General features: G+C 63.9%; 22 protein-coding genes and 2 pseudogenes. 6 read left to right on the top strand and 18 right to left on the bottom strand.

Going from position 1 to position 23,303, the window contains the following annotated elements; all coding sequences use genetic code 11:
• Positions 1-130: 130 nt before the first annotated feature.
• From EQ874_RS21035 to EQ874_RS21015, 5 genes are all read right to left on the bottom strand, one after another.
• Positions 131-2,281, bottom strand: coding sequence for an MMPL family transporter (locus EQ874_RS21035; protein ID WP_129978038.1), 2,151 nt, complete (start codon positions 2,279-2,281; stop codon positions 131-133).
• Between the two features lie 31 nt (positions 2,282-2,312).
• On the bottom strand, positions 2,313-2,702 hold the full coding sequence (locus EQ874_RS21030; RefSeq protein WP_064063769.1) for a DUF3817 domain-containing protein: 390 nt from the start codon (positions 2,700-2,702) through the stop codon (positions 2,313-2,315).
• Positions 2,699-3,163 (bottom strand): DUF2871 domain-containing protein, encoded by a 465-nt coding sequence (locus tag EQ874_RS21025; RefSeq protein WP_165369302.1) that lies wholly within the window; start codon positions 3,161-3,163, stop codon positions 2,699-2,701. Before EQ874_RS21025 ends, EQ874_RS21030 begins: the two co-directional genes overlap by 4 nt.
• 169 nt (positions 3,164-3,332) lie before the next feature.
• Positions 3,333-3,965: a response regulator transcription factor gene (locus EQ874_RS21020; RefSeq protein WP_064063767.1), complete on the bottom strand. Its 633-nt coding sequence runs from the start codon at positions 3,963-3,965 to the stop codon at positions 3,333-3,335.
• Positions 3,962-5,134, bottom strand: a complete 1,173-nt coding sequence (locus EQ874_RS21015; protein ID WP_064063766.1) for a sensor histidine kinase — start codon at positions 5,132-5,134, stop codon at positions 3,962-3,964. The genes EQ874_RS21020 and EQ874_RS21015 overlap by 4 nt, the downstream gene beginning before the upstream one ends.
• Before the next feature lie 94 nt (positions 5,135-5,228).
• On the opposite strand from EQ874_RS21015, the pseudogene EQ874_RS21010 reads away from it, so the two are divergent.
• Positions 5,229-5,643, top strand: a pseudogene (locus tag EQ874_RS21010) (transposase); the annotation flags it as partial.
• Between the two features lie 232 nt (positions 5,644-5,875).
• Positions 5,876-6,085, top strand: a complete 210-nt coding sequence (locus EQ874_RS21005; protein ID WP_242496863.1) for a hypothetical protein — start codon at positions 5,876-5,878, stop codon at positions 6,083-6,085.
• Here the strand turns inward: EQ874_RS21005 and EQ874_RS21000 are convergent.
• Positions 6,072-7,673, bottom strand: a complete 1,602-nt coding sequence (locus EQ874_RS21000) for a molybdopterin-dependent oxidoreductase (protein WP_242496862.1) — start codon at positions 7,671-7,673, stop codon at positions 6,072-6,074. The two genes, EQ874_RS21005 and EQ874_RS21000, sit on opposite strands and share 14 nt — an antisense overlap.
• 201 nt (positions 7,674-7,874) lie before the next feature.
• On the opposite strand from EQ874_RS21000, the gene EQ874_RS20995 reads away from it, so the two are divergent.
• Complete coding sequence (locus tag EQ874_RS20995) at positions 7,875-8,531, top strand: fasciclin domain-containing protein (RefSeq protein WP_064063804.1); 657 nt, start codon at positions 7,875-7,877, stop codon at positions 8,529-8,531.
• A 229-nt stretch (positions 8,532-8,760) separates the two neighbouring features.
• Here the strand turns inward: EQ874_RS20995 and EQ874_RS20990 are convergent.
• Positions 8,761-9,636, bottom strand: a pseudogene (locus tag EQ874_RS20990) (alpha/beta hydrolase); the annotation flags it as partial.
• Between the two features lie 347 nt (positions 9,637-9,983).
• Here EQ874_RS20990 and EQ874_RS20985 point away from each other — a divergent pair.
• Positions 9,984-10,436: a MarR family transcriptional regulator gene (locus tag EQ874_RS20985; protein ID WP_016934037.1), complete on the top strand. Its 453-nt coding sequence runs from the start codon at positions 9,984-9,986 to the stop codon at positions 10,434-10,436.
• A gap of 1,014 nt (positions 10,437-11,450) precedes the next feature.
• Here the strand turns inward: EQ874_RS20985 and EQ874_RS20980 are convergent.
• A complete protein-coding gene (locus EQ874_RS20980; protein ID WP_242496861.1) occupies positions 11,451-12,083 on the bottom strand; it encodes a hypothetical protein in 633 nt (210 codons plus the stop codon).
• A gap of 251 nt (positions 12,084-12,334) precedes the next feature.
• Between EQ874_RS20980 and EQ874_RS20975 the strand changes: the two genes are divergently transcribed.
• Positions 12,335-13,069 carry a hypothetical protein gene (locus tag EQ874_RS20975; protein WP_347400878.1) on the top strand — a complete coding sequence of 245 codons (735 nt, stop codon included), beginning with the start codon at positions 12,335-12,337 and terminating at the stop codon, positions 13,067-13,069.
• 296 nt (positions 13,070-13,365) lie between these two features.
• Here the strand turns inward: EQ874_RS20975 and EQ874_RS20970 are convergent, their stop codons facing one another.
• Both EQ874_RS20970 and EQ874_RS23305 read right to left on the bottom strand, forming a co-directional pair.
• The gene (locus tag EQ874_RS20970) at positions 13,366-13,725 is read right to left on the bottom strand and encodes a nitroreductase/quinone reductase family protein (protein WP_242496860.1); all 360 of its coding nucleotides are present in this window, start codon (positions 13,723-13,725) and stop codon (positions 13,366-13,368) included.
• Between the two features lie 255 nt (positions 13,726-13,980).
• Entirely contained in the window at positions 13,981-14,190 is a 210-nt protein-coding gene (locus tag EQ874_RS23305; protein WP_269726636.1) for an oligopeptide/dipeptide ABC transporter ATP-binding protein, read from the bottom strand.
• 34 nt (positions 14,191-14,224) lie between these two features.
• Here EQ874_RS23305 and EQ874_RS23300 point away from each other — a divergent pair, with 34 nt between their 5' ends.
• Positions 14,225-14,383 (top strand): hypothetical protein, encoded by a 159-nt coding sequence (locus EQ874_RS23300; protein ID WP_242496859.1) that lies wholly within the window; start codon positions 14,225-14,227, stop codon positions 14,381-14,383.
• Between the two features lie 70 nt (positions 14,384-14,453).
• On the opposite strand, the gene EQ874_RS23395 is transcribed toward EQ874_RS23300, so the two are convergent.
• The 8 genes from EQ874_RS23395 to EQ874_RS20940 form a co-directional block, all read right to left on the bottom strand.
• Entirely contained in the window at positions 14,454-14,582 is a 129-nt protein-coding gene (locus EQ874_RS23395; protein WP_277986196.1) for a hypothetical protein, read from the bottom strand.
• A 299-nt stretch (positions 14,583-14,881) separates the two neighbouring features.
• A complete protein-coding gene (locus tag EQ874_RS20960) occupies positions 14,882-17,140 on the bottom strand; it encodes an NADP-dependent isocitrate dehydrogenase (protein WP_129978036.1) in 2,259 nt (752 codons plus the stop codon).
• Positions 17,141-17,973: 833 nt separating this feature from the next.
• Complete coding sequence (locus EQ874_RS20955) at positions 17,974-19,194, bottom strand: pyridoxal phosphate-dependent aminotransferase (RefSeq protein ID WP_129978035.1); 1,221 nt, start codon at positions 19,192-19,194, stop codon at positions 17,974-17,976.
• A gap of 477 nt (positions 19,195-19,671) precedes the next feature.
• The gene (locus tag EQ874_RS23390) at positions 19,672-19,806 is read right to left on the bottom strand and encodes a hypothetical protein (protein ID WP_255163048.1); all 135 of its coding nucleotides are present in this window, start codon (positions 19,804-19,806) and stop codon (positions 19,672-19,674) included.
• A 646-nt stretch (positions 19,807-20,452) separates the two neighbouring features.
• Positions 20,453-20,608 carry a hypothetical protein gene (locus EQ874_RS22990; protein ID WP_165369301.1) on the bottom strand — a complete coding sequence of 52 codons (156 nt, stop codon included), beginning with the start codon at positions 20,606-20,608 and terminating at the stop codon, positions 20,453-20,455.
• Between the two features lie 47 nt (positions 20,609-20,655).
• On the bottom strand, positions 20,656-20,913 hold the full coding sequence (locus EQ874_RS20950; protein ID WP_129978034.1) for a hypothetical protein: 258 nt from the start codon (positions 20,911-20,913) through the stop codon (positions 20,656-20,658).
• Between the two features lie 137 nt (positions 20,914-21,050).
• Positions 21,051-21,554 carry a hypothetical protein gene (locus EQ874_RS20945; RefSeq protein ID WP_129978033.1) on the bottom strand — a complete coding sequence of 168 codons (504 nt, stop codon included), beginning with the start codon at positions 21,552-21,554 and terminating at the stop codon, positions 21,051-21,053.
• A gap of 1,166 nt (positions 21,555-22,720) precedes the next feature.
• Entirely contained in the window at positions 22,721-23,287 is a 567-nt protein-coding gene (locus tag EQ874_RS20940) for a HEPN domain-containing protein (RefSeq protein WP_129978032.1), read from the bottom strand.
• Positions 23,288-23,303 lie beyond the last annotated feature (16 nt).

The raw sequence follows: 23,303 nt of genomic DNA, 5'->3' as shown, positions 1-23,303 counted from the left end.
TCCCGGTGGAGGTCGACGCCGCATTCGGTTGTTCGAACAGCCCCTCAACTCAGCGGGCTGAGAGGACGGCCAGGGCCCCGCTGAGTGCCCGCGTCCGTTTACGGGGACGCGGGCACTTGGCGGCGGTACCTCAGACGTGGGACGGTTCCATCGCCGGCTTCACATTCGCCTCGGTCACGCTCGGCCACAGCGCCTTGTCTCCGAGTAGCCGCATGATCGCGGGAACGAGAAGCGGCCGGACAATGAAGGTGTCGAGCAGGATCCCGATGGCCATCGCGAGACCGAACTGGAACAGTTCCCGGATCGGTTGGGTGGTCAGCACCGCGAAGGTGGCTGCCAAGATGAGTCCTGCAGACGAGATCACCCCGCCTGATCGGGTGAGCGCTACCCGCAGGGCCGCCCGTGGTGGATGCGCCGATAGCTCTTGCCGGTAGCGGCTCATCAGGAAGATGGTGTAGTCGACACCGAGAGCGACCAGGAACACGAAGATGTAGATCGTAACGCGGTTCCCGATCCCCTCGTCCCCGAGCAGCGTGACAGTGATGAAGGTCGTGATCCCGAGTGTCGCGGTGAACGACAGCACCAGCGTCCCGATCAGGTACAGAGGCGCGAGCACGGACCGCAGCAGCAGTGCCAGGACGGCGGCGACGATCACGAGGACCAGTGCGGCAACGACCCAGTTGTCGCGATCGAGCGCCGCCCGGATATCGGCGGAGTGAGCTGTTTCGCCGCCGACGAGGACCTGCGCACCGTCGATCCCCGCGCTGTCCACTGCAGTCCGAGCAGCGGACGCGAGGGTGTCTACGCGGTCCATTGCCTCAGGGCTGTAGGGGTTGTCGGTAAGGGCGACTTGGAATGCTGCCGTTGTCCCGTCAGCGCTGACCGCGGGTTGCTCACCGACTCGGGCCACCCCGTCCACGTCCGACAGGCGGCTGGTGATCTGGTTCCAGTCGGGTGACGGTGTCCCGGGCTGGGTGGTGACGTAGACGGTGGACGGCGCGATCTCCCCGGGTCCGAATGCGTCGGCGATCATGTTCTGACCGGCCTCAGACTGGGTGTCGATGCGGAATCCGCTGATGAAGTCGAAGCTTTCACGATAGCCGGCCAGGCCCGCGGTCATCACGAGAAGACCGAGGAGTGTGGATACCAGCACAGTCTTCGGCGATCGGTCGACCAGATCCGCGATCCGTTCCCAGACCTTGCCACCGGCGCGTCCCGACGCAGTCTGGGTTGTGGAGGGCCAGAACAGTTTTCCTCCGAAGAGCAACATGAGTGCGGGGGTGAAGGTGAAGGCGACCAGCCCCATCGAAGCGACGCCCAGCGCGAGATAGGGGCCGAATCCACGCAGGGCCGGAGAGACCGCTACGAGCAGAGCCAGCATGGCCAGGACGATCGTCGAGACACTCGACAAGATCGCCTCGGACACTCCTCGCAGCGCCCGCATCATGGCGGCGGAGCGATTCGATTCCTCCGCGAGGGCTTCACGGTAGCGGGCGGTGACGATCAGTGCGTAGTCGGTGCCGACACCGAACAGCAGCACGGTCATGATCGACGCGGTCTGCGAACTGATATCGAACCATCCCGCGTCGGCCATCATCGCGCCCACCGTCTCGGCGAGCCGCATCGCGACGCCCACACCGGCCAGCGCGACAACCACGAGGACCGGCGACCGATAGATCACCAGGAGGATGATGGCGACCAGCAGGATCGTTCCGAGGAGCAGGATCTTGTCGCCGCTGCTGAACACCTTGACGGTGTCGGTGGCGATTCCTGCAGGCCCGGTGACCGCCGCATCAGCAGGTCCGGCGGCCTCGCTGACCAGATCGCGCAGCTCACCGACCGTGTTCTGGAACGATTCGTCGGTCGGGTCGCCTGTCAGCGATACGATAATCATCTCACTGTCACCGTCGGTGGTGCGCAGATTGTCGCCGCCAGGGCCGTCGGCGGTGACTATCGCGGCGATCGCGGGATTGTCGGCTCTCGCACCGTCAATGCTCGTGACGATCCGCTCCACTGCCGCCGCCGTCGTGGCCCCGTCGGCGCCGTGCACGACGACGATCGCCGGGGTTCCCTCATTGCGGGGAAACTCGCGGGCAGCGAGTTCGGCAGCCTGCACGGATTGCGATGACGGGGGCGGATCGTTTGCTCCCGCGTTGTTTTCGACGTCCTCCAAGGCCGGCGCGATGCTTGCGAGGGCGCCCGCGAGGATGATCCACAGCAGCACGACGATGCCGGCCCGACGCCGTGATCCGAAGAGAGTGTTCATAAAGCGTGATGTCATATCAGGGCATCCAAACTCGACTGGAATGCGTTCATCGCACCGACGTCGGATAGTGAGACGGAAAGTCGGAGTAGCGGTCCGCGCCCGGGACGAAGCGCCCGGTACGGGCAGCCCACACCTCGAACGCGATCGTGGCGAACGGCGGCAGAGAAGAAACCAGCGCCAACAGTAGGGTCCGCAGGCGCCATCCGAGCCGGACGTACATTGCGATCGAGAGCACGACGAATGTCACGAACACCGCCCCGTGCAGGGATCCGAAGATGCGGACGCCGACCTCGGTGCTCTCGGCTATCCACTTGAAGTACATGCCGATCAGCAACCCGAGCCAGGTCACTGCTTCCAGCGTCGCCACGATACGGAACGCCCGCACCAGAATGCGGGCATCCGACGTCGCCGTCGGTCGTTGAGGCAGGTCACTCATGCCACTTCCTCCGCATTCGTTGATGTGTCTGCTATCTGGTGAACGTCGCGATGTTGTGGTGTGCGCGCGACTGCGCTTCGAAGTGCGAGGAAGAAGACGACAAAGGCGACGGTCAGCAGGACATGACCGATCCCGGCGATTCCCGAAATCGCGGCCGACGCATCCTTACCGAAGACCTGCATGGTCCCGTGGACGAGCTGCATCGCCACCGTGAGGATCAGGCCGGCGTGAAAGGTGACGGTGAACCAGCGGTAGAGCGGGCTGTCCGAGAGCACCAACAGGCGCTCGAAAATGGCAACAATCAGCAGGAACAGCACCCCGAGAACCAGGAAATGGGTGTGCACGATGGACAGTTGAGTCGGGCCGTCGAAGTCCTGGGCCTTGGTCAGCTCCCGGTAGTACAGGCCCGACGCCAGACCCGCGACGGCGTACCCGAACGCGGAATTGACAAGTATCTTCATACCTTCCATCCGACCGGACTACGCGCTCTGGCACATCGAACGAACGGTGAGATTCATCTACGACTTTCGATAGAGACCGCGTGAAGCAGCGCAATCCGGAGCCACACGGGCGACACACGCAGCCGATACGGACAGAGACAGCACCCGACCGTCGGACCGAGCGGTAGATCTAGTCGATGGTGCCGTCGATGATCCCCCGCGCCCGTGCCTGTGCCACAGCTGCGGTCCGGGATCGCACACCCAGTTTGCCGAAAGTGTTCGTCAGGTGCGTCTTCACCGTGCCCTCGCTGAGGAACATCCGACGCGCTATCTCTCGGTTGGAGAACCCTGCGGCCACAGCCTCCAACACCTGAATCTCACGTGGGGTGAGGGTCGGGCCCGCACGCATCTGCGCCATCAGTTTCGAGGCCACCGACGGTGACAACGCGCTCGCACCCCCTGCTGCCGCGACGATTGCCGTGAAGAGTTCGGCCGGCGCAGTGTCCTTGAGGAGATAGCCGCTGGCGCCGGCCTCGATTGCGCGCAGAATCTCGGCATCGGTGTCGTAGTTCGTCACCACCAGTACCCGCGGAGCGTTCGGTAGAGCCCGGATCCGGCTGGTCGCCTCCACGCCGCTCAGTCCGGTGCCGAACCGCAGATCCATGAGAACGAGGTCGATCCCCCCCTCCCTGCACAGCGCAACGGCTTGTTGACCCGTGGAGGCTTCGGCGACGATCGAGACTGCATCCGAATGCAACTCGAGCAGCGCTCGTAGTCCGGCGCGGACGATCGCATGGTCGTCTGCGAGCATCAGCCGGATCATCGGAGCTCCTCCCCTTGCTGTGGAAGCGGAAACGTCACCGACACTGCGGTGTGGCCGGGCTCCGATTCGATGAACCACTGTCCATCGAGCTGCTCGACCCGGGTCCGCATGGCATTGAGCCCGAAGTTGTGTGCGGACGGATCGTCGAGGATCGCGGTATCGAAGCCCCGTCCGTCATCGACCACGTCCAGGTGTACGGCGTCAGCACCATAGCCGAGGGTAACCACCGCGTGGCCGGCATCGGCATGGCGCACCACATTCGAGACCGCGCCCTGGACGAGGCGCACCAGCGCCGACTCCAACGGCATCGGCAAGGACACCGCCTGCCCCTCGACGAGAAGACGCACGTCAACCCTCCCCGCCGCGGCTCGCTCACACACCCTGCCCAACGCGTCGGCGAGCGAACTGCCCGCCAGGTCAGCGGGCGAGAGAGCCGCGATCAGACGTCTCGCGTCCGCCAATCCCGCCGACGCGGTCCGCCGAGCCATGACGATCTTGTCCGCAACACCCGGGGGCAGATCTTCGGCCTCAGCGGCGTGCAACAGCATCTGAATGCTGCTCAGCCCCTGCGCGACGGTGTCGTGAATCTCGCTGGCCAACCGCTCACGTTCGGCCAGTTCGCCCGCGGAGCGCTCGGTCTCCGCCAGCTCCGCGCGAGTGCGATGCAAATCCTCGATCAACTGCTGCCGGCGCTCCGTCTCGTAGAACAGCACCCGAAAACCGAGCCCGACAACGACACCGACCACAGCCCCGAGCAACGACCCGACCAGCGCTCCGCCCCACTGTCCGCGAGTGTGGACGCCGATCAGCACGTTGGCACCAGTGATCACCGCCACCGCAGACACAGCGGGCACGAGCGGCACCTCGGTCATGAAGAGCAGGATGAGCCCGAACGATACGTACGCCGCGTCGGCGCCCAGAAGCGCCATCGCCACCCACACTGCACACAATGATCCCAACCAAGCGAATCGCGCAGCCGGAGCACGCAACGAACTGGCACCTACGATGTGAACGACAACGAACAGCGCAGTCAACGCACCGATCCATCCCGCCGATGCTTCGGAAAGCAGCACCGCACGCAGCAGGACGATCAACGCCAGCACGACAACGAGCACGTGCAGGCCCAGACGAAGTCGTGCGCCCCGTGTGAACGCGGATTCATCAACCATCACCACACACGATAACGACGGCCTTGTTCACCAATCGTCGCGGCCTCTGCGGGACGGACAAAGCTCCTCGGACATCGCTCCCATTCCTGAAGCCGTTCAGATCCAGGTGCCGCGTGACACCGGCTCGTCGTTCGATCCGCAGATCGTCAAGAAACGACAGCGGCGACTGATCGGGGTCGATGAGATCACCTTGTCGCTATCGGCGAAGGGTCCGACCACCGGGGAGATCTTCGCCCACTTCGACGACGCCTACTGAGCGTCGGTGTCGAAGGACACGATCAGCAAGATCACCGACAAGGAGCTCGACGAGATGGCCGGATGAACCGGGCGGCCGCTCGATCCGGCGTATCCAGTGCTGTTCATCGACGCGATCCACGTCAAGGACCGCTTACGGACAGGTCACCAACCGACCCGTCTACGTGGCAGTCGGGGTGACCGTCGATGGCCACCGCGACATCCTCGGACTGTGGGTCGGTGGCGGCGGCGAGGGAGCCGAATTCCGGCTCGCTACGGAGGCTGTTGCAGAATGCAGAGGTGTCGCCGGTGTCGTCAATGGCGGTTGTCTACGAGAATTGGTCATTATCAAGGGATATCGTCCGGTGCAGCGTGATCGGGTGTTCCTTCTTCCGCCGGACATGCGGGAGTGACTTCCTTCGGATCACCTCGTCTTGGACGACGATCGAGCTGCTCGATACCAGTGCGGTCGGTCGGTGTCGCCGGGTCGTTCCCGGCACCGTCGACGTGCTCGAAATCCACGGTCCCGACGACTGGGTGCAGTTGTGCCGGCGGTTTCCGCTCGAGGTCATCGCGCAGAAACGCCCCGGCTGGTACCGCACCACCGGCCGCGACGGACGGTGGGTGCTGCCCGACCGGCGGGCCGTCGCCGAGGTGTACGGCGGAGTGCACCTGACCGTGGGCGGGTATCTCGCCGCTGCGGTCACGTCACGGTGATCTGGCGGGTGTGCCATCCGCTGGCCCCGTCGGGAATCGGCTGTGCGCGTTGCTCGGTCTGGAGCTGTCCGGTGCCGTCGATCGCACGCACCTGCAGCGTGTGATTGCCCGGAAGGGCCGACCATTTCCACGACCATTGCCGCCACGTATCGATCGAGTACTGCGGTGTCAGAGTGGCTTCCGTCCATGGCCCGTCATCGACCCTCACCTGCACTCGCGAAATGCCGCGGTGCTGTGCCCACGCCGTCCCGGCGACCATGACCTCGCCGGCGGGGATTCGTGCGAAGGAGGCCGGGACATCGATGCGGGAAGCTGTTTTGACGGGGGCCTGCTCGGCCCAGCCGCGCCGAGTCCAGTAGGCCTGTGCCCGGTCGAACCGGGTCACTTCCCAGTCGACGACCCACTTGGTGGCGGAGACGAACCCGTACAGACCCGGTACCACCTGCCGCACCGGATAACCGTGCTCGAACGGCAAGGGTTGCCCGTTCATCGCCACCGCGAGCAGCGCGTCTCGGCCGTCACGCAGAACCGCGATCGGTGTTCCGACAGTGAACCCGTCGGTGCTGGTCGAAAGCAGCATGTCGGCGTCGGCGGACACCCCGGCCTCGTCGAGTAGCTCCGCCATCGGATAACCGACCCAAGTGGCGGTGCCGGCGAGCTCACCACCGACCTCGTTGGACACACAGGTCAGGGTGATGGTCCGTTCGATGGGGGTACGGGCGATCAGGTCGGCCCAGCGCACAGTGATTTCGCGTTCGACCATGCCGTGGATGCGCAAACTCCAGTCGTCGGTGGTGAGCCTCGGGACCTGGAGGGCAGTGTCGATTCGGTAGAAGGCGTCGTTGCCGGTGATGAACGGTGTCGCCCCGGGTATCGCCAGGTCGGTGCCCGCAGCAACTGCCGCGGCGCGATTTCTCGGCACGACGAATGGGACAGTAAATGCGGCGCGGTTGCGCACAGCATCAGCGATCGAGCCTGCGAGGTGACGTCCGGCTGCACCCGCGGCTAGCGCCACCGCCGCTGCGGTACCGGCCAGCACCAGGAAGCGTCGACGGGACACGCCCGCCCGCGTCCGTGAGACACCATCGAGTTCTCGAGCGCTGTGAGTGAGCAGCCGCAGCGCGACGAGGCCGGCGACCAACCCCACGATCGTCGGCAGCGCATCGAGGGCGCTCGCCCCGGGGCGAGATACAGCGGCATAGACTCCGGCCAGACCGAGGGCTATGAGCACACCGCTGCCGAAGGGACGACCAGGGCGTTCGACGAGTCCAGCGATGGCTGCAAATACCACGATCAGCACGCTCATTCCGATGAACAGCGCTGCCTTGTCGTCGGTACCGAAAGTGGTGATCGCGAATTCCCGCGCCCACGCCGGACTTCGGTCGACGGTCGTGGAGCCGACTGCGAAGAACGGGGAGGTCGACGGCCCGAACGGAACCGCCATCAGTTCCCCGATACCCAGCGCGACAGCGACGGACAGTATCCCGGCAAGTCCCTTGGCCAGCGCCGTCGATCGCCAGGACGAGCGAGGGCTGCCGGTTTCCGAGGGGTCGGAATGCCCTGCGGCAGCATCCTCGTTCGTCGTCATCTGTGCCGTCCTTACTGTCGGGGTCGTGTGGACTTCGGAGCCGCCCGCGAATCGGATGGGTGCGAGTCCCCGAGCATGTTCGAGAAATCTTCTGGAGCGGACCCATCCGCACAGGGATCGGTACCGAAGACCCTTCTGACAGCCGGGACAACAGTGCACAACTCTGGTGGCCCGACCCTTGACCGATCGAAGGTGGATTTCATGATCACGACCCGCGCCGCAGCTGCCGTCAGCCTTACTGCCGTAGCCGTTCTGGGACTGTCGGCTTGTTCGTCGGACGGCGACCAGACGACCACAGCCGACTCGACGACGGCAATGACGGAATCGATGCCGGCGACTGCGACCATGCAGGCCGACTCGGCTTCGGGCCTGGTCGGGCCAGGTTGCTCCGCCTACGCCGAGCAGGTGCCTACCGGCGCCGGGTCGGTCGAAGGCATGGCACAGGATCCGGTGGCCGTCGCCGCTTCGAACAATCCCCTGCTCACCACCCTCACACAAGCAGTGTCGGGCGAACTGAATCCGCAGGTGAATCTCGTCGACACGCTCAACGGCGGTCAGTTCACCGTTTTCGCACCGGTGGACGAGGCGTTCGCCAAGATCGATCCGGCCACTATCGACACACTCGAGACGGACTCCGCTCTTCTGACCACGATCCTGACCTATCACGTAGTGCCGGGCCAGCTCAGCCCCTCTGATGTGGACGGCACACACACCACCGCAGAAGGGTCGACCCTCACGGTCACCGGTAGCGGGGACGACTTGAAGGTCAATGACGCTTCAGTCGTCTGTGGCGGTGTACAAACCGCCAATGCCACGGTCTACCTGATCGATTCGGTCCTGATGCCTCCCACCAACTAGCTTCGTGACACCGGATGGCCCCGGGTTCACAACCCGGGCCCATCCGATCGGACCGTCACCGGAAAGGGTCGTCCCAGCAATCGATTCGACCCGCCGGCAGGACGTTCCGGCTGCGTCGGCGGTTGTCGGGTCGGGTTCATCGGCATCACTATCTGCTGCGCACCCGGTCGCCGGAACGCCGAGCGACGACGTCGTTCCAGGCGGCCGAAGTCGACGCTCCGGGCTCTCGGCGGAGCAGGAACTCGAGTGCGACACGCTCGAACGCTTCCTTGGCTTCGAGCATTACCCAGTGCCCGCAGTTCGGGAAGATGTGGAGCTCGGCTTTGGGCGCCAATCGAAGTGGAACGAGTGGCATGTCGGGTGGACACTGCCGGTCATCGAGTCCCCAGGTGAACAGTGTCGGGCACTGAACCTTCCGCATCATCGACCAATACGGCGGTGCGTCGGAGGACTCGAGCGCGCGTTGCTGTTCGATAGCTGCTTGGGATCCGTACATCGCGGCAAGTGTCTTGTGGGAAGCAGGGTCTTTCGCGGTCTCCCACCGCTCTTCGATGCGCTCTTCCGTGATGACGGCAGGGTCGTAGACCATGCAGTTGAGCCATCGCACCAGCTTCTCGCGACTGGGTTCGTCGGCGAAGTCGCGCAGCAGCCGAGTGCCTTCGCTGGGCTGCTGGCTGAAGATGTTCGGCCCGACCCCGCCGATGGTGATCAACTTCGAGACCCTGTCGGGGTGCCGCATCGCGACATGGACGCCAACGACACCACCCATCGAATTGCCGATGATCGCAGCAGATTCGATACCGACGGCATCCATGAACCGTGTCACCGCAGCGGCGGCTGTCGCGATGGGGTAGCCGTCCACCGGGTCACTGATACCGAATCCCGGAAACTCCAGCACGTAGCAGTGGAACTGCTGCGCCAGCGTCGCGAGGTTTCCGCGGTAGTTGCGCCATCCGCTGACGCCGATGCCTGAGCCATGCAGCAACAACAGAGGCGGACCGTCACCGGCCTCGTGATACCGCAACGCCCCTTCATCTGTGACGACTTCTCTCTTGCTCTCCTCGTAGGAAATGCCCTCTGTCTGCGATTCGATCGTCATGGACATCTGGCTCCTCCACTCTGTAATCAACGGGCGAGTCGACGTGGCGCGCCCGAGCCGCGTGGGCGGGCGGACTCCGACTTGTCCTCCGTCGGGCGACACGACGACAGTATCAACTATCTGTCATAGATCAATAGACTTATTCACGGCTCGATGTTGATACGTCTGCACTCTCCGCATCACATGTTCGAGAAGTTCATGCTTCGAGAAGTTCATGGGCGGGTAAGATTTGGCCGGCCGGGACTGTCAAGGGCGGCGCCTTGCAGAGGCTCTCGGCCGGCGAATTGGCGTGCGCCGACCTGAAGCAATACTCTGATACATCAAAGTAGGTGTAGACGGAGGAGAAGCGCTCGGTGAGGGATGAGACTGTCGACAACTCGCTGTCCGAGGTGCTCGACGACCGACTCGGCACCCACGTTCGGCGAATCTCGCGGCTGATCATCGACGCGAAGGCGGCGGCCCTGCGTCCACTCGACCTCACCGTGCCGCAATATGCGACCCTCCTGTCGATCAGGCACCTCGAGCCGACCTCTGCAGCGCAGCTCGCACGAACTGGGCAGAGCACCCCCCAAGCGACTGCCACGATGTTGGCCACTCTCGAGAGCAAGGGCCTCATCAGTCGGCGACCGTCCCCGATGCATCAGAAGCTCGTAGAGGTACGGCTGACAACGCTCGGCGCGAAGGCCATCGAGGAAGCCGACGACCTCGCGGCAGGCATCGAGGCCGAGCTGCGCGCCGGCATCGGCGAAGACCTGTTCGACAGCGTCCTCAGAATCGAGCAGATCGCGAAGGATCTACTTCAGTAGGTCCCCGTAGTAGGCCCCTCCGCGGTGACGAAGCGAACCGCCCCGGGTGACCAGGAAAATGGCCGAGGACCTTCGTCGGTTCCGGGCCGAAGATCTGGGATGAGCCCACACCTCGATGAAGGCGCGGCCGCGGCGAATTCGGGAACACCCTCTTCGTCCGCAAGGAAGGCAAGCGATGGACGATCACCTGGGGCGCTCATCCCACTCCTCGCTGCCGGAGCGACCACTGGAGTACTGGATCTCTCCGGACCTGGCGCGGCCGAGCGACCCGGAGGCTCGCTCCCGCCTGCGCGAACTGGCCGACACCCGGGGCGCTGTGACAGCAGCCCGGGAGCGCAGATCGGGGCCGGCGCGGTTCTCATTCTCACCGGGGTCTTCATCACCATCCTGGGCGGAGGCGTCGGACCTTCGGCCGCCCTCGGAACCATCGGAGCGGGACTCCTGGTTCTCGATGCTCGGATGCCGCCGCCTTCGATCCCGGCTGCCCAACACGCGACGCACCCTGATCATGCGCGGACCGGGATCGACACGGGGTGGCATCAGCATGATCGCCTTCTTCGCCGTCGTCCTCGGCGCGGTATTCGGCTACAGCGAATTCGACAACGGGGCACGAGGAGGCTCTACTCGAACAGGACCTCCGGACGTGGCGCGATCCTGTCGGCAATGCCACGTACGGGCCTCTCTGACTGCTGCTCGCACCCAAGCCGGCGTCGTTGATCGCAGATGTCATGTGCGAGTTGAGGAAACGAAACGATGTGGCGTAGAGGAAGTGGACCGACCCGGGTCGGATCGGCGAGTGACCACCGGATACGTCGAACGCCGACGATCGCTGCCCACCACCACCGTGTCATGGCTACAGACCCTACGAGGAGCAACTCGGAAGGTTTCGATGCTGATCGCGTCCCGGACTTTGCACACCTGGTCCGGCAGGTTCGGACGACGGGCCGACAGTCGAACGCACACCGGCCGTCACGAGCCCAGCCGGTACTCGCGTTCCACTCCGGCCTGGGGCGGTTACCGCGACGCCGTGGCGACCGCGACCTCGAGGGTGCCGGCGGTGGGCGCGCTGTCCACGGTGATCACCGGTGTGCCGGTGCGGGTACCGATGAACGTCTGGGCGAGATGGTTGACGCTGGGGTAGCCGAACACCTCGACCACTTCCGAGGTACTCGCCGGGGACAGGTATACCGGTGCTCCCCCGGACCAGACTTCACCGGTGTCGGCGCCACTGAAGTCGACTTGGAGCACGCACCGGCCGGAGACCGGTGCAGAAGCATCCTCCCCCTGGCGGAACGCGACGGCGACGAAACGCGCCGACCATCCGATCGATCCGTCACCACTGAAGGTGAACATCACCCGATCCTCATCGGTACCGACGATGTCGACGGAGTCGAGCACAGGATAGACCACCGCCGGCGGGGTCTCGCCGGGTGCGAACGTGCCGTCTGCAGGCATTCCTGTCGGGCGGGGCGGCGCAGAAATTCCTACCCGCAGAGTCCCGGTGAAGGACTCCACCCGCTCGCAGGACATCCCGGACGCATCGCCGGTTCGCGCGCCGGGTCCAGTGATCTGCTCCCCGGTTGCGCATCCTGCGGCCAGGACCGCGAGCGAGAGGATTACTGCGGCCATACGGACAGGTACCTGCATGATCGCGAGACTCCCTTCGACACCCGTGGGGTATGCAGGGCACCTTAACGCGAAGACCGGGAGGGGAGTTTGCACGCACCGTGATCGGGGCGGCATCTCCCGGCCATCGAATCGGTCGCGGTTATCGTCTCGTCGAGGTCGACGCACCGCCTCGAGCTCCCTCTCGAGGTTCTCCATGGCCCTCTCCCCCGATCGAACCGATGGCGGTACATCCCGGTCGGGATCGCTTCGACCTCCGATCGACTCGGCACATGATTGCGGTGCGGATCGTCGTGGCCCCGCTTGGTGTACGCCATCCTTTCGACGATGTTGCGCTGGGCAATGAGTTCCTGGAGCACGCGCGCACTCACCCCACATTCCTTCCCCGCCTGGAACAGGGTTCCGCCGAAAACATGCGGGGCGCGCACCCACGCACCAAGATCAGAAATGTTGTCCCATCATCCGACCACAAGGAACCCTCCATGCGATCGATCCTCCGCACCGCCTTTGTCACCTCCGCAGCCGTTCCCCTGGCTGTGGCCGTCCCCGGTCTCGCCGCAGCCGCCGACGCGAGCGAAGTCACCTACGCCTTCGGAGTCGACGGCCACAGCGTGACCAATACAGTCACCAACAACACCGGCGGTATCCTGACCTGCGCGACGTCGCTCGCACCCGCGCCCGGCGGGGTCCTTCCCCCAGTGAGTGAAGTCCTCTACGGCACGCAACTCGGCACTTCCAGCGACATCCGACCGGGCGCCACCGTGCACACCGTGATCGATGTTCCCGACGGTTCCTACGTCGCCTTGGCGTCGTGCGTAAATGCCGACGCGACCGCCATGTGGGTCTCCGACTATCCCGGCATCGAAGAAACTCTGGCGCTGTTCCCGTACGAATCGTTCACCGTCGAACAGGCGGCAACAGTGGTCACCGTGCCGGCCGAACTCCCGGCGCTCCCGTCACCCGGCAACGAGCCGGTGCCCAACCCGTTGTTCGGCAGCAGCAACTAACCACCCTCACGCTCCGCGCACGACTGTGGCCTGCACCCCTATATCGGTGCAGGCCACAGTGTTTCCTCAGGGTTCGGGGAACGAGTAGTGCAGCCCGGTGCACACCATTCGACGCGCCGAGACCGGCAATTCTCAGGAAGCGCTCAGACCTCACCGTCGAGAGTCGACACGACCAACGGCACAGGCCGGCCCGTCTTGGACTGGAATCCGCCAACAGAGGGTTGTCGACCAGCACCCAGCCCGCAAACTCGTCGTACTCCGCACCTTCGAACACCCTGCCTGCCCCCCCGGTAGATCTAGTCCCGGAGCTCGACAACGACCTGCGGATTCACCTTGATGTTGTACCACCAGGCCGGGTACCTGTCCTCCGTGAACGAGCTCACGAACATGACGTCGCCCCGGTACAGAGGCGCCAACGGAACCGGATGCCGCCTCCTGCTCCTGGCTCCCCTGGTAGTGGGCAAGATGAGATCTCCACCCGCGTAAGCACCACCCACCTTGCCCGAATTCTCCCGGAACTCCCTGATCACATCATCATTCCAATCGACGATGCCGCCCTGCCCGTCCCAAGCCTGGTTCCACGGCGCATCGGGATCGCAATAGTCGGTGATATCGGCCCGATCCGACCGACTCGCAGCCGCAAAGATTCCGCTCATGACCCGAGTGCCGCAAATGCAGGACAGTTGCCGTCCTGAATACGGTGCTCGACGCGGATGTTCGGCAAGAACCGCTCGATGTCGACAGCGACACGAATCACCCTACGTCGCCACGGTGGACACCCCGCTCCGGGAGAAGTGTTGCGCGCCGGGTTCAGTAGGGGCTCTCGGCTACCCACTTGGTTGTTCCGGCTGGACTGTGTGAATGCCAGTAGGATTGTTCGACTGTCGGTGACAGCGTTGTCGTACGAATCGTCAGACGTGGTGGCAGGCCACGAAGTGGTTGTCGCCGACCTCGCGCAGCTGTGGTTCCTCGGCCGCGCAGTTGTCGGTCGCGAGGGGGCACCGCGTCCGAAAACGACAGCCCGATGGCGGGTTCAGTGGCGACGGCAGGTCACCTTCGATCTGCCCGACGTCCAATGCGTCTGCGTGATGTCGTTCGGGGTTGGGAATCGAATCCAGCAACAGTCTCGACTATGGATGCCGCACAGCATTTTCCATGTTCGCAGCGGGCGATACCTCACAGACCTTCCCGAGGTACGTCACCATCACCCGGTCACTGATGCTCTTCACCACCGCCATGTTGTGGGCGATGAAGATCATCGACAGGTCGAACTCGCTGATGTGGAAACTCCTCGAACCCTCCCAACCGCGTTGAGCCCTCTCGGAACAAGGCGGGACTGGGCAACATGGACTCTCCCGAGTCCGCTGCCGGAACGAAGGGCAGGTTACGGGATAACACCGATGCCGACGACCTCGAGATCGTGACCGATGATCAGCCTTCCGCCGAAGCCCGCCCCGCATGCCGCCCAGGTCTCCTCCGCGCGGTTGCCGGGAACCATGTGCGAGAGCACCACCGTCCCGACCCCGCCTGCTGTGCGATCGGGCCGATGTCATCGATGTGTGTGACTGGGTCAGATGCTGGTACAGCCCTTCCAGGGCGGCGGTGCGGTTCGAGGTCGGTCCGGTGTCGCCGGAGAGGACGATCGATCCGTCGTTGATGTCGAACCGTACTACACGAGCAGGTCGACCGACCTTCCGCTTGGGAGGTCGGTCGCCTTTCCCTCTGCCCGTGCATTCTTGGGGCTGCTCGACGACCTGCCGTCACATCGGCCGTGGAGTGACGGACCTTACTCCAAGGATGCAGGTCTACCTGTCACGGTGCGGTTCCGGACTCAGGGTTGACGGCCGCCAGCGCGGTGTTCAAGGCCTGACTCGGCCGCATCACGGCCACGGTCTTATCGCCGTCCGGCTTGTAGTAGCCGCCGATGTCGACCGGCGCGCCCTGCACCTCGATCAGCTCCCGCACGATCGTGTCCTCGTCTCTGGCCAGCGTCTCGGCCAGCGGGGAGAACTGTTCTGCGAGTTCCGGATCACCGGTCTGCGCGGCAAGTTCCTGCGCCCAGTACATCGCGAGGTAGAACTGGCTACCCCTGTTGTCGAGCTCGCCGACCTTGCGTGACGGGCTCTTGTTCGTCTCCAGCAGCTTGCCGGTCGCTGCATCGAGCGTGTTTGCCAGGATCTTGGCGCGCTCGTTGCCGGTCTTGATGCCGAGGTCCTCCAGGCTTACGGCCAACGCCAGAAACTCCCCGAGCGAATCCCAGCGCAGGTGGTTCTCCTCCACCAATTGCTTGACGTGCTTGGGTGCCGACCCGCCGGCGCCCGTCTCGTAAAGGCCGCCGCCCGCCATCAGCGGCACAATCGACAGCATCTTGGCGCTCGTACCGAGTTCGAGGATCGGGAACAGGTCGGTAAGGTAGTCACGCAGGATGTTGCCGGTCGCGGCGATAGTGTCCATCCCGCGGATCAGCCGCTCCAGCGTGTATCGCATCGAACGCACCTGCGACATGATCTGGATGTCCAGGCCGTCGGTGTCATGATCCTGCAGGTACAGCTCGACCTTCTTGATCAACTCGTTCTCGTGAGGGCGGTACGGGTCGAGCCAGAACAGAACCGGCATACCGGAGTTGCGTGCCCGGGTGACAGCGAGCTTGACCCAGTCGCGGACCGGCGCGTCCTTGACAGTGCACATGCGCCAGATGTCACCCGCCTCGACATGCTGCGTGAGCAGCACCTCACCGGTGTCGACATCGACGAAGTTGGCTTCGCCCTCCTCCGGAACTTCGAAAGTCTTGTCGTGCGAGCCGTACTCCTCGGCCTTCTGCGCCATGAGCCCGACGTTGGGGACGGTACCCATGGTCGTCGGGTCGAACGCGCCGTTGGTCTTACAGAAGTTGATGATCTCCTGATAGATGCGCGCGAAAGTCGACTCCGGCATGACCGCTTTCACGTCCTTGGGTCTTCCGTCGGCGCCGTACATCTTGCCGCCCGAGCGGATCATCGCGGGCATCGAGGCATCCACGATGACATCGCTGGGTGAATGGAAGTTCGAGATGCCACGGGCGGAATCGACCATGGCCAACTCGGGACGGTGCTCATGGCAGTTGTGCAGGTCCTGCTTGATTTCGTCGCGCTGCGTGCTGGGCAGCGTCTCGATCTTGTCGTACAGGTCGCCGAGACCATTGTTGACGTTGACGCCCAGTTCGTCGAACAGCTTCTGATGCTTGGCGAAGGCGTCCTTGTAGAAGGTCTTCACCGCGTGGCCGAAGACGATGGGGTGCGAGACCTTCATCATCGTCGCCTTGACATGGAGGGAGAACATCACGCCCGTCTTGCGCGCATCCTCCATCTGCTCCTCGTAGAAGTCGAGCAACGCCGTCTTGCTCATGAACATGCTGTCCATGATGTCGCCCTTACCCAGGTCCACCTCGGACTTGAGGACGATCGTCTCACCGCCCTCGGTCACCAGCTCCATCCGGACCTTGCGCGGCCGGTCCAGCGTCATCGACTTCTCGCCGTGGTAGAAGTCGCCGTGCCGCATGTGCGCGACGTGGCTGCGTGAGGCCATCGACCACTCGCCCATGCTGTGCGGGTGCTTACGGGCGTACTCTTTCACCGCCCGAGGTGCGCGCCGATCGGAGTTGCCCTCTCGCAGGACCGGGTTGACCGCACTGCCGAGAATCTTGCCGTAGCGCTCCCGGATTGCACGCTCCTCGTCCGTCTTTGGGGCGTTCGGGAAGTCCGGGACCTGGTAGCCCTTGCCCTGCAGTTCCTTGATGGCGGCCAAGAGCTGCGGCACAGACGCGCTGATGTTGGGCAGTTTGATGATGTTGGTCTCGGCCAGTTGCGTCAGTCGCCCCAGCTCGGCAAGGTTGTCCGGGACGCGCTGTTCTTCCGTAAGGCTGTCGGGGAACTCGGCCAGGATTCGCGCGGGCACCGAGATGTCGCTGGACTCGATCTCGATGCCCGCGGCACCGGCGAAGGTACGCACGATCGGCAGGAAGGCGTAGGTCGCGAGCAACGGTGCCTCGTCGGTCAACGTGTAGATGATGGTCGACTGCTTATCGGCGCTCATTTTTGTCTCGTCTCCCACGTCTGTTCGGTCCGCATCACGAAGTGCTCCGTGCGGTAGTGCATCGGCTTTCAGGCTACGTGCGAGAACACAAGAACCATATTTACCCGCCGGTAGCGCGACTCCGCCACCAGGCTCCGACGGCCTGCTGGACGCTCTACCGTGAACGTCATGGCCGCTCGCGACCAAGAACGCGCCGTCCAGCGGGATCGGCTCGAGTGTCGACGATGCGTCGGCCCCGGTGCTGCATCGGGGAGCAGGCCGCGACCCGGACACCGGAGTGTGGATCTCCGATGCCGGGGTCACCGAACCACCTACACCCCCGTGCTTCCGGCGATGCTCCGGCCACTGAGACCACCCGCGCGGCATCCTGGTCCACTGCCGGCGGTGCCGTGGCTGCACGCGTAGCGGGCGCCCCGAGGAGCCTCCCGTTCCTGCCCGGCCTTTCCTCCACGCACGAGAGTCTGCGCGTGCTCCACCTCGGTATGCCGAGTCGAGTCGGTGACGTCGATCATCGGTGTCACCCCGGGCTCTTGTGCTGAGGCACTCCCTGAACCGAAGCGGTTGTTCCACGGACGAGCACATTCTTCGATTACGTCGTCGGCCACCTCCGTGTTTCCGGTGAGAATTACACCGAACTGTTCGACAACATGATGGCGACCATGCAGGGCTCTTCCATCGAAGCCGGCCCATACATGTCAGAGGCCGGCTGACGGGGTAGCGTCAACCGGCCGGAAGTTCTGCGGCCAGCGCAGGCGGGCCGAGCGTCGTCCGCAACATCCCCTGCAGGAGGAACGGCGACCATAGACCCGTCGCCCTTCCTCTCAGCCGGAAATCTATTGCCGATAGTGGCTCAGGAAGTTACCGAGGCGATCGAGCGCCGTACCGAGTTCATCGATCCTCGGCAGAGTCACCAGCCGAAAGTGGTCGGGCTTGGACCAGTTGAATGCCCGGCCGTGACTGATGAGGATCGTTTCCGAGCTGAGGAGGTCCAGGGCGAACTTCTCGTCGTCGACGATGCCGAATCGATCGGTATCAAGGCGCGGAAACAGGTATAGCGACCCTCGCGCTTGCTCACAACTGACACCGTCGATCTCGTTGAGCATCCGGTGAGCGAGGTTGCGCTGTTCGGTCAACCGCCCCTTCGGCAGGAGCAGGTCGTTGATGGATTGATAGCCACCGAGCGCCGTCTGAATGGCGTGCTGCGCCGGGACATTGGCACACATCCGCATATTGGCGAGGAGCTTGATGCCCTCGATGAAACTGAAGGCGCGGTGGCGTGGACCGGTAATGGCCAACCAGCCCGCGCGGAACCCGCACACCCGGTAGGCCTTGGACAGCCCCGAGTACGTCAAACACAGGACGTCGTTGCCGGTCAATGAAGCCAGATTGGTTACGTCCTGGTTGTCGTAGACGATTTTCTCGTAGATTTCGTCCGCGAACAGTACGAGGTCATGTCTGCGTGCGATGTCGGCGAATCGTTGGAGCACTGCCGGCGAATAGACGGCACCTGTGGGATTGTTCGGATTGATCACGACGATGCCCCGGGTGCGGTCGGTGATGCGCGCCTCGAGGTCTTCGAAATCCGGAGCCCAGGCGCTGGCCTCATCCGTCAAGTAGTGCACCGGTGTTCCGCCCGCAAGCGCCACGGAGGCAGTCCACAGCGGATAGTCCGGTGCTGGAATGAGGATCTCGTCCCCAGGATCGCACATCGCTTGGAGGGTCATCGTGATCAGCTCGGAAACGCCGTTTCCGAGGTAGACATCGTCTACGTCGAGTGCAGTAATGCCCCTGCTTTGGTAATACTGCACCACCGCGGTCCGGGCGGAAAACAACCCGCGTGAGTCGCAGTATCCCTGAGAGGTGGGGAGATTCCGGATCATCGCCATCATGATCTCGTCGGGAGCTTCGAACCCGAACGGCGCCGGGTTACCCACGTTCAGCCTGAGGATAGTGTGACCCTCGGCTTCGAGTTCTTCCGTCTTGTCCAGGATGCGTCCGCGGATGTCGTATCGCACCTGTTCGAGTTTGCGAGCCTGGTTGATGGGGCTACTCATTGAAGGGCGCTCTCCCGGGTTGTCTTGGCATTGGCGTCAACTCACCCTTCCGGTCGGGAATTTCTTGTAGGCTGCGGTTCGATCACCGAGCCCCTCGAGACCCAGCGCTGACGCGAACCGGTATCCGCTTCGAAAGCTCTCGAAGTGAACCGTCCCGATGCCAGTTGTATGACAGCGAATCCAACTTATCAGACCGGTCGTTCTGTTTTCATTCTGTTTTCGACCCGTCGGCATGCGTGACGGCGGTGCTGGCACCGGTAGCGGTGTCGGCGGTACTTCTGCCTTGTTCCGGTCCTTGTTGCTATGGCGGGAGCATCGGCAACACCCTGGTCCTCACCGTGATAGGACTGCGACCAGGAAATCGAGTACCGACCCGAACTCGAGTGGTGAGCGCCAGGCAGGTAGGCGACCACGCCGTCGACGTGGATGCAGCGATATCACCGCGCGGGATCCGGATCAGCGTCGGGTCCGGTGCGTTCATCCGACCGCCGTGAACTGCCGGGCCGCGGCGAGGACCTTCGGGCCGACGTCGGGGAGGTCTCCTTCGCGCAGCAGCGCCGGCGGACGGTCGTCGAGGAGCGGGTTCAGGCCGGGGAGCCAGGTCTGGGCCACGGCGGCGGGGCGGGGCCCGGGAAACTCTTCGGACTACCCTGCACCCCACCGAGATTCCAGGGTAAAAAGGGGACCGCGTCCGCCCCCGGAGGGATGGGGACGGACGCGGATGCGGTCGGTGAGCGGGTTCAGAGCACGATACCCAGGGCTGCAAGCAGGCCGCCGAGGGTCAGGGCGAGAGATCCGAGAAGCATGTGTATTCCTCCTGTGCAGTGTGGGATCGAATGTGCATCCTGTGTCGGACGCTGGTCCAGGAATACCCGTCGCAGCGCTTTCGACACATGAGCTTTATCAAAATGTGCTTGTTATCGGACAGTGACCTCGGTGCGGTCGGCGCCGACATCACCCGGGCTGATCGGAGAACATCCGACGCCCAGCGCGATCGCGAGCTCCGGCCCGGGCGAAAGGAGGGGGCAGCACGAACTGGTCTCCGGTGCCGACGACTTCGGGCCGGTGCGCTGGTTCGCCACCCATACCAGCTCGATGCGCTTGTTCGACAGTGGCTGAACCGAGGGTCACGGCAGCACACAATGACCACCGAGCAGGCTCGGGCGTGCGAATGCCAAGGGTGTTATCGCCCCAACGCCAAGTGAACGAGCCGACACGACCACCAGGCCATGCGGTAACGGATGCCGAAGGGTGTGGGTCAACACACCGGATCGTCGGTGTCGTTGCTGAGGGAGGCGCTCAGCAACGCGAGCTGCACGGTGCCGGTATACGGCGCCGACGATCCCAGATCCGATTCACGCTCGGAATACAGGTGCATGTTGACGTAGTCCGGATCGTTCGTCCGTCGTGACACCGCATCCCGGACGTGGCCTTCGAGACGTTCCGAGTGGTGATCGACGCTCAGGCAACTGTTGGGACCGGTCGCGTTCGTGCCACCGGTCGACTGTCCTCGACCGCATCTTCGGGCAGCAGTTGCCGGGCGGCATCCAGGGCCACATCCTCGGCCACCGCATCAGCGAACACCACATCAGCGCTCCACAATTCGTGCCCGTCACGGTCACCCCGATCGGAGTAATCCTCGAGGCACAGCACGGTGTCGGCGGCGAACCGGAACGCGTATCCCCGACCGAAGGTGAACTCCCCAGGCGGGAGGTGCACTCGGACAGTGGCACGCCTCGAAGCGTCCCTGATACCAGGACAGAGTCGAGGCGCTCACCTGGGGCCGAGGGCGATGCGCAGATAACTGTACAGTCTCGACGCCGACGCTGCCGGTGTCCCCTGGGCGACGTCGTCGATTAGCTGTTCCAGCTGCGGTATCCGCTGGCCACCTCCGCGCAGGTCTGTGCGATCATCACCGCGAAATCCTCCCGCTGGGCGAATGTGGTGGCTCGGCCGTCGAGTCCGTAGCCGGTACCGTCGACGCGGACGCCGAGTTCACACACCAGCGCATCGCTCACCCCCGCTGCTTTCAGTCGGGCCTCGACACTGCTGTCCGACGTCTCGACGGGCAGTCCTTCGTCGTCGTCACACGGTTGCCGCTTCTGCGGCGCGGTTTCCGAGGTCACCGTCGCGCCGGCTGATGTCGGGGTTTCGGGCAGAGACCGGGGGTCGGTGTCGTCACGCGTGCCACAGGACACGAGCCCCATCGTCAGTACGCCACGCGCGATCAGGAAGCCGAACGCATTAATATCACGGCGCCCTCTGAGGTAATGCGCTTTCGAATCATTCACCAGGAATCCCCTGACAAACGCGACAATGACGTGTGTGATCGTATCGATAACACATGACGCCTTATTCATGCATATCCACACGTATTCGTGGTTGTCTCTCGCAGACGAAGGATCGGACATTCCGCGAGGTGATCGACATTGCCTCGGCGGCCGAGCTGCAATGGTCGACCGTCAGTTGACATAAGGAGATCTGCCACGGTGGCAGCCGAGTCAGCGTGGCAGATCTCCTCAGGGGCAGTGGAGTTTTCGGGAAGAACCCTCCGATCTTCCCGGTGGACTCCGGTCAGACCACGGTGTCGATCAGGTCCGCGCTACCGGTCGACAGGGTCTGCAGAACGACGTTGAAGTTCTCGATGAAGGCATTCAGGATCTCGGTCATCATCTTCTCCTCGTGTCGATTCGAACCCGGCCCGATTCGTACCGGGTCGCCCGGATTTTCCGGGCTGGCATCTGGCTACCCGTCGAAACAGAGGAATAACCCCCCTCCTGCAGAAAATAAGTGATCCGGTTCACAATCACCAGGTCGATATCTTCCCCGTCCCGATTCCTTCTTCGTCGGTCCCGGCGACGGTGTTCTTCGCGCTGGTAGAGATCCCCTGCAGCGGCTCGGACCCGAGCGGGGGCATGCGGCGATCTGTGTCGCGGCCACCTTGTCGGTCTCCGGTTGTGATCACGCGAGCCTGATGCTCCGTCGCGGTAAGCAGAGTGTCACCGCCGCGGCCACCAGTGATCTCGCTGCGCGCATCGACCGCTCGAACAGCGACTCGGCCAGGGGTCCGTGCGTGGATGCCATCTACGAGCAGCTTCTTTACAGCGCCGTCTCCTGAGCCGGGTTGATTCACCGGGTCGGCCGAACCTCACCGGATCGACCCCGGGCCGGCGTTGGCTGTTACCGCGATGCTGCTGCACGCGATCTGGGCCTCGATCGAGGCCCTGGCTGCCGGCCACCCGGTCCTCATTTCGTACCGATGTTCGCGGTCATCATCATCGCGCCCGTCGTCGGCATCAAGGTGCACGCGGCGACCCCACGCCGGTTCTGCGCGACATCCTCGCACCGGAGGTTTCCGCCGGGGGCTCACCTTCACCGAGCTCGACGCGCTCGGTGGCGCTCGCCGCGCCTTGGAGCCCTTCCTGCGTGACGCGGACTCGATGCGCTCGCGTTTGCCTCCCGATAATTCCACCCGTTATGTTAACTAGTGACCGTAGCTTCGTTCACCACTCACCTGACCTTCGGCTCAGCCGAAGATGTCCGGCAGTTGATACTTCCACTGCCGCGAGTCGGCCTCATACCGTCGACTACGTCCGGCTACGGCGGCGAGCTGTTCTGGTGTAACGCCAGTCTCAAGAAGGAGCCTGAACGTTAAGACCCACCGCAGCGACTGGTTGAGTGCATGGACGTCGAGGATGTCTGGATTGCGCCCTGCTTCGTTCTCACCCAAACCGTGGGCGCCAGCAACGCGTTGGGCGTGCACGGCGTTTCTCCATCGACCGATTTTGCCGACGGCCGAAGGGACTGCTTCGGCGACGGGCTCGGCGATTCCTCTGAGCCGCTGGGGGTACGACTGGTCCGCCCACCATGTCCCCAGAGCGTTCAATAAGCTCTCCTTGACCGGTTCCTCGACCATTGAGTCACGTAACGCTTCGACTGCCTGCTCGATCTGAGCATCCGAGAACCGCACTGCATTCGGGTAGAGCCGGCGGTGAAGCATTTCGGCGGCGGTGGCGAGCGTGAGAGCCTCAGTATCAACGGTGGCGAATTCGCCGCTCCACGCGGCGGCGAGGATTTGCGGGACTGGGGACACCCGCGGCGACAGGTCC

This window comes from Rhodococcus sp. Q1 (assembly GCF_004153645.1).
GTDB classification, from domain to species: Bacteria; Actinomycetota; Actinomycetes; order Mycobacteriales; family Mycobacteriaceae; genus Rhodococcus; species Rhodococcus gordoniae.
The sequence above is the reverse complement of the archived record's forward strand: the minus strand, read 5'-3'. Positions and strand labels throughout refer to the sequence as shown.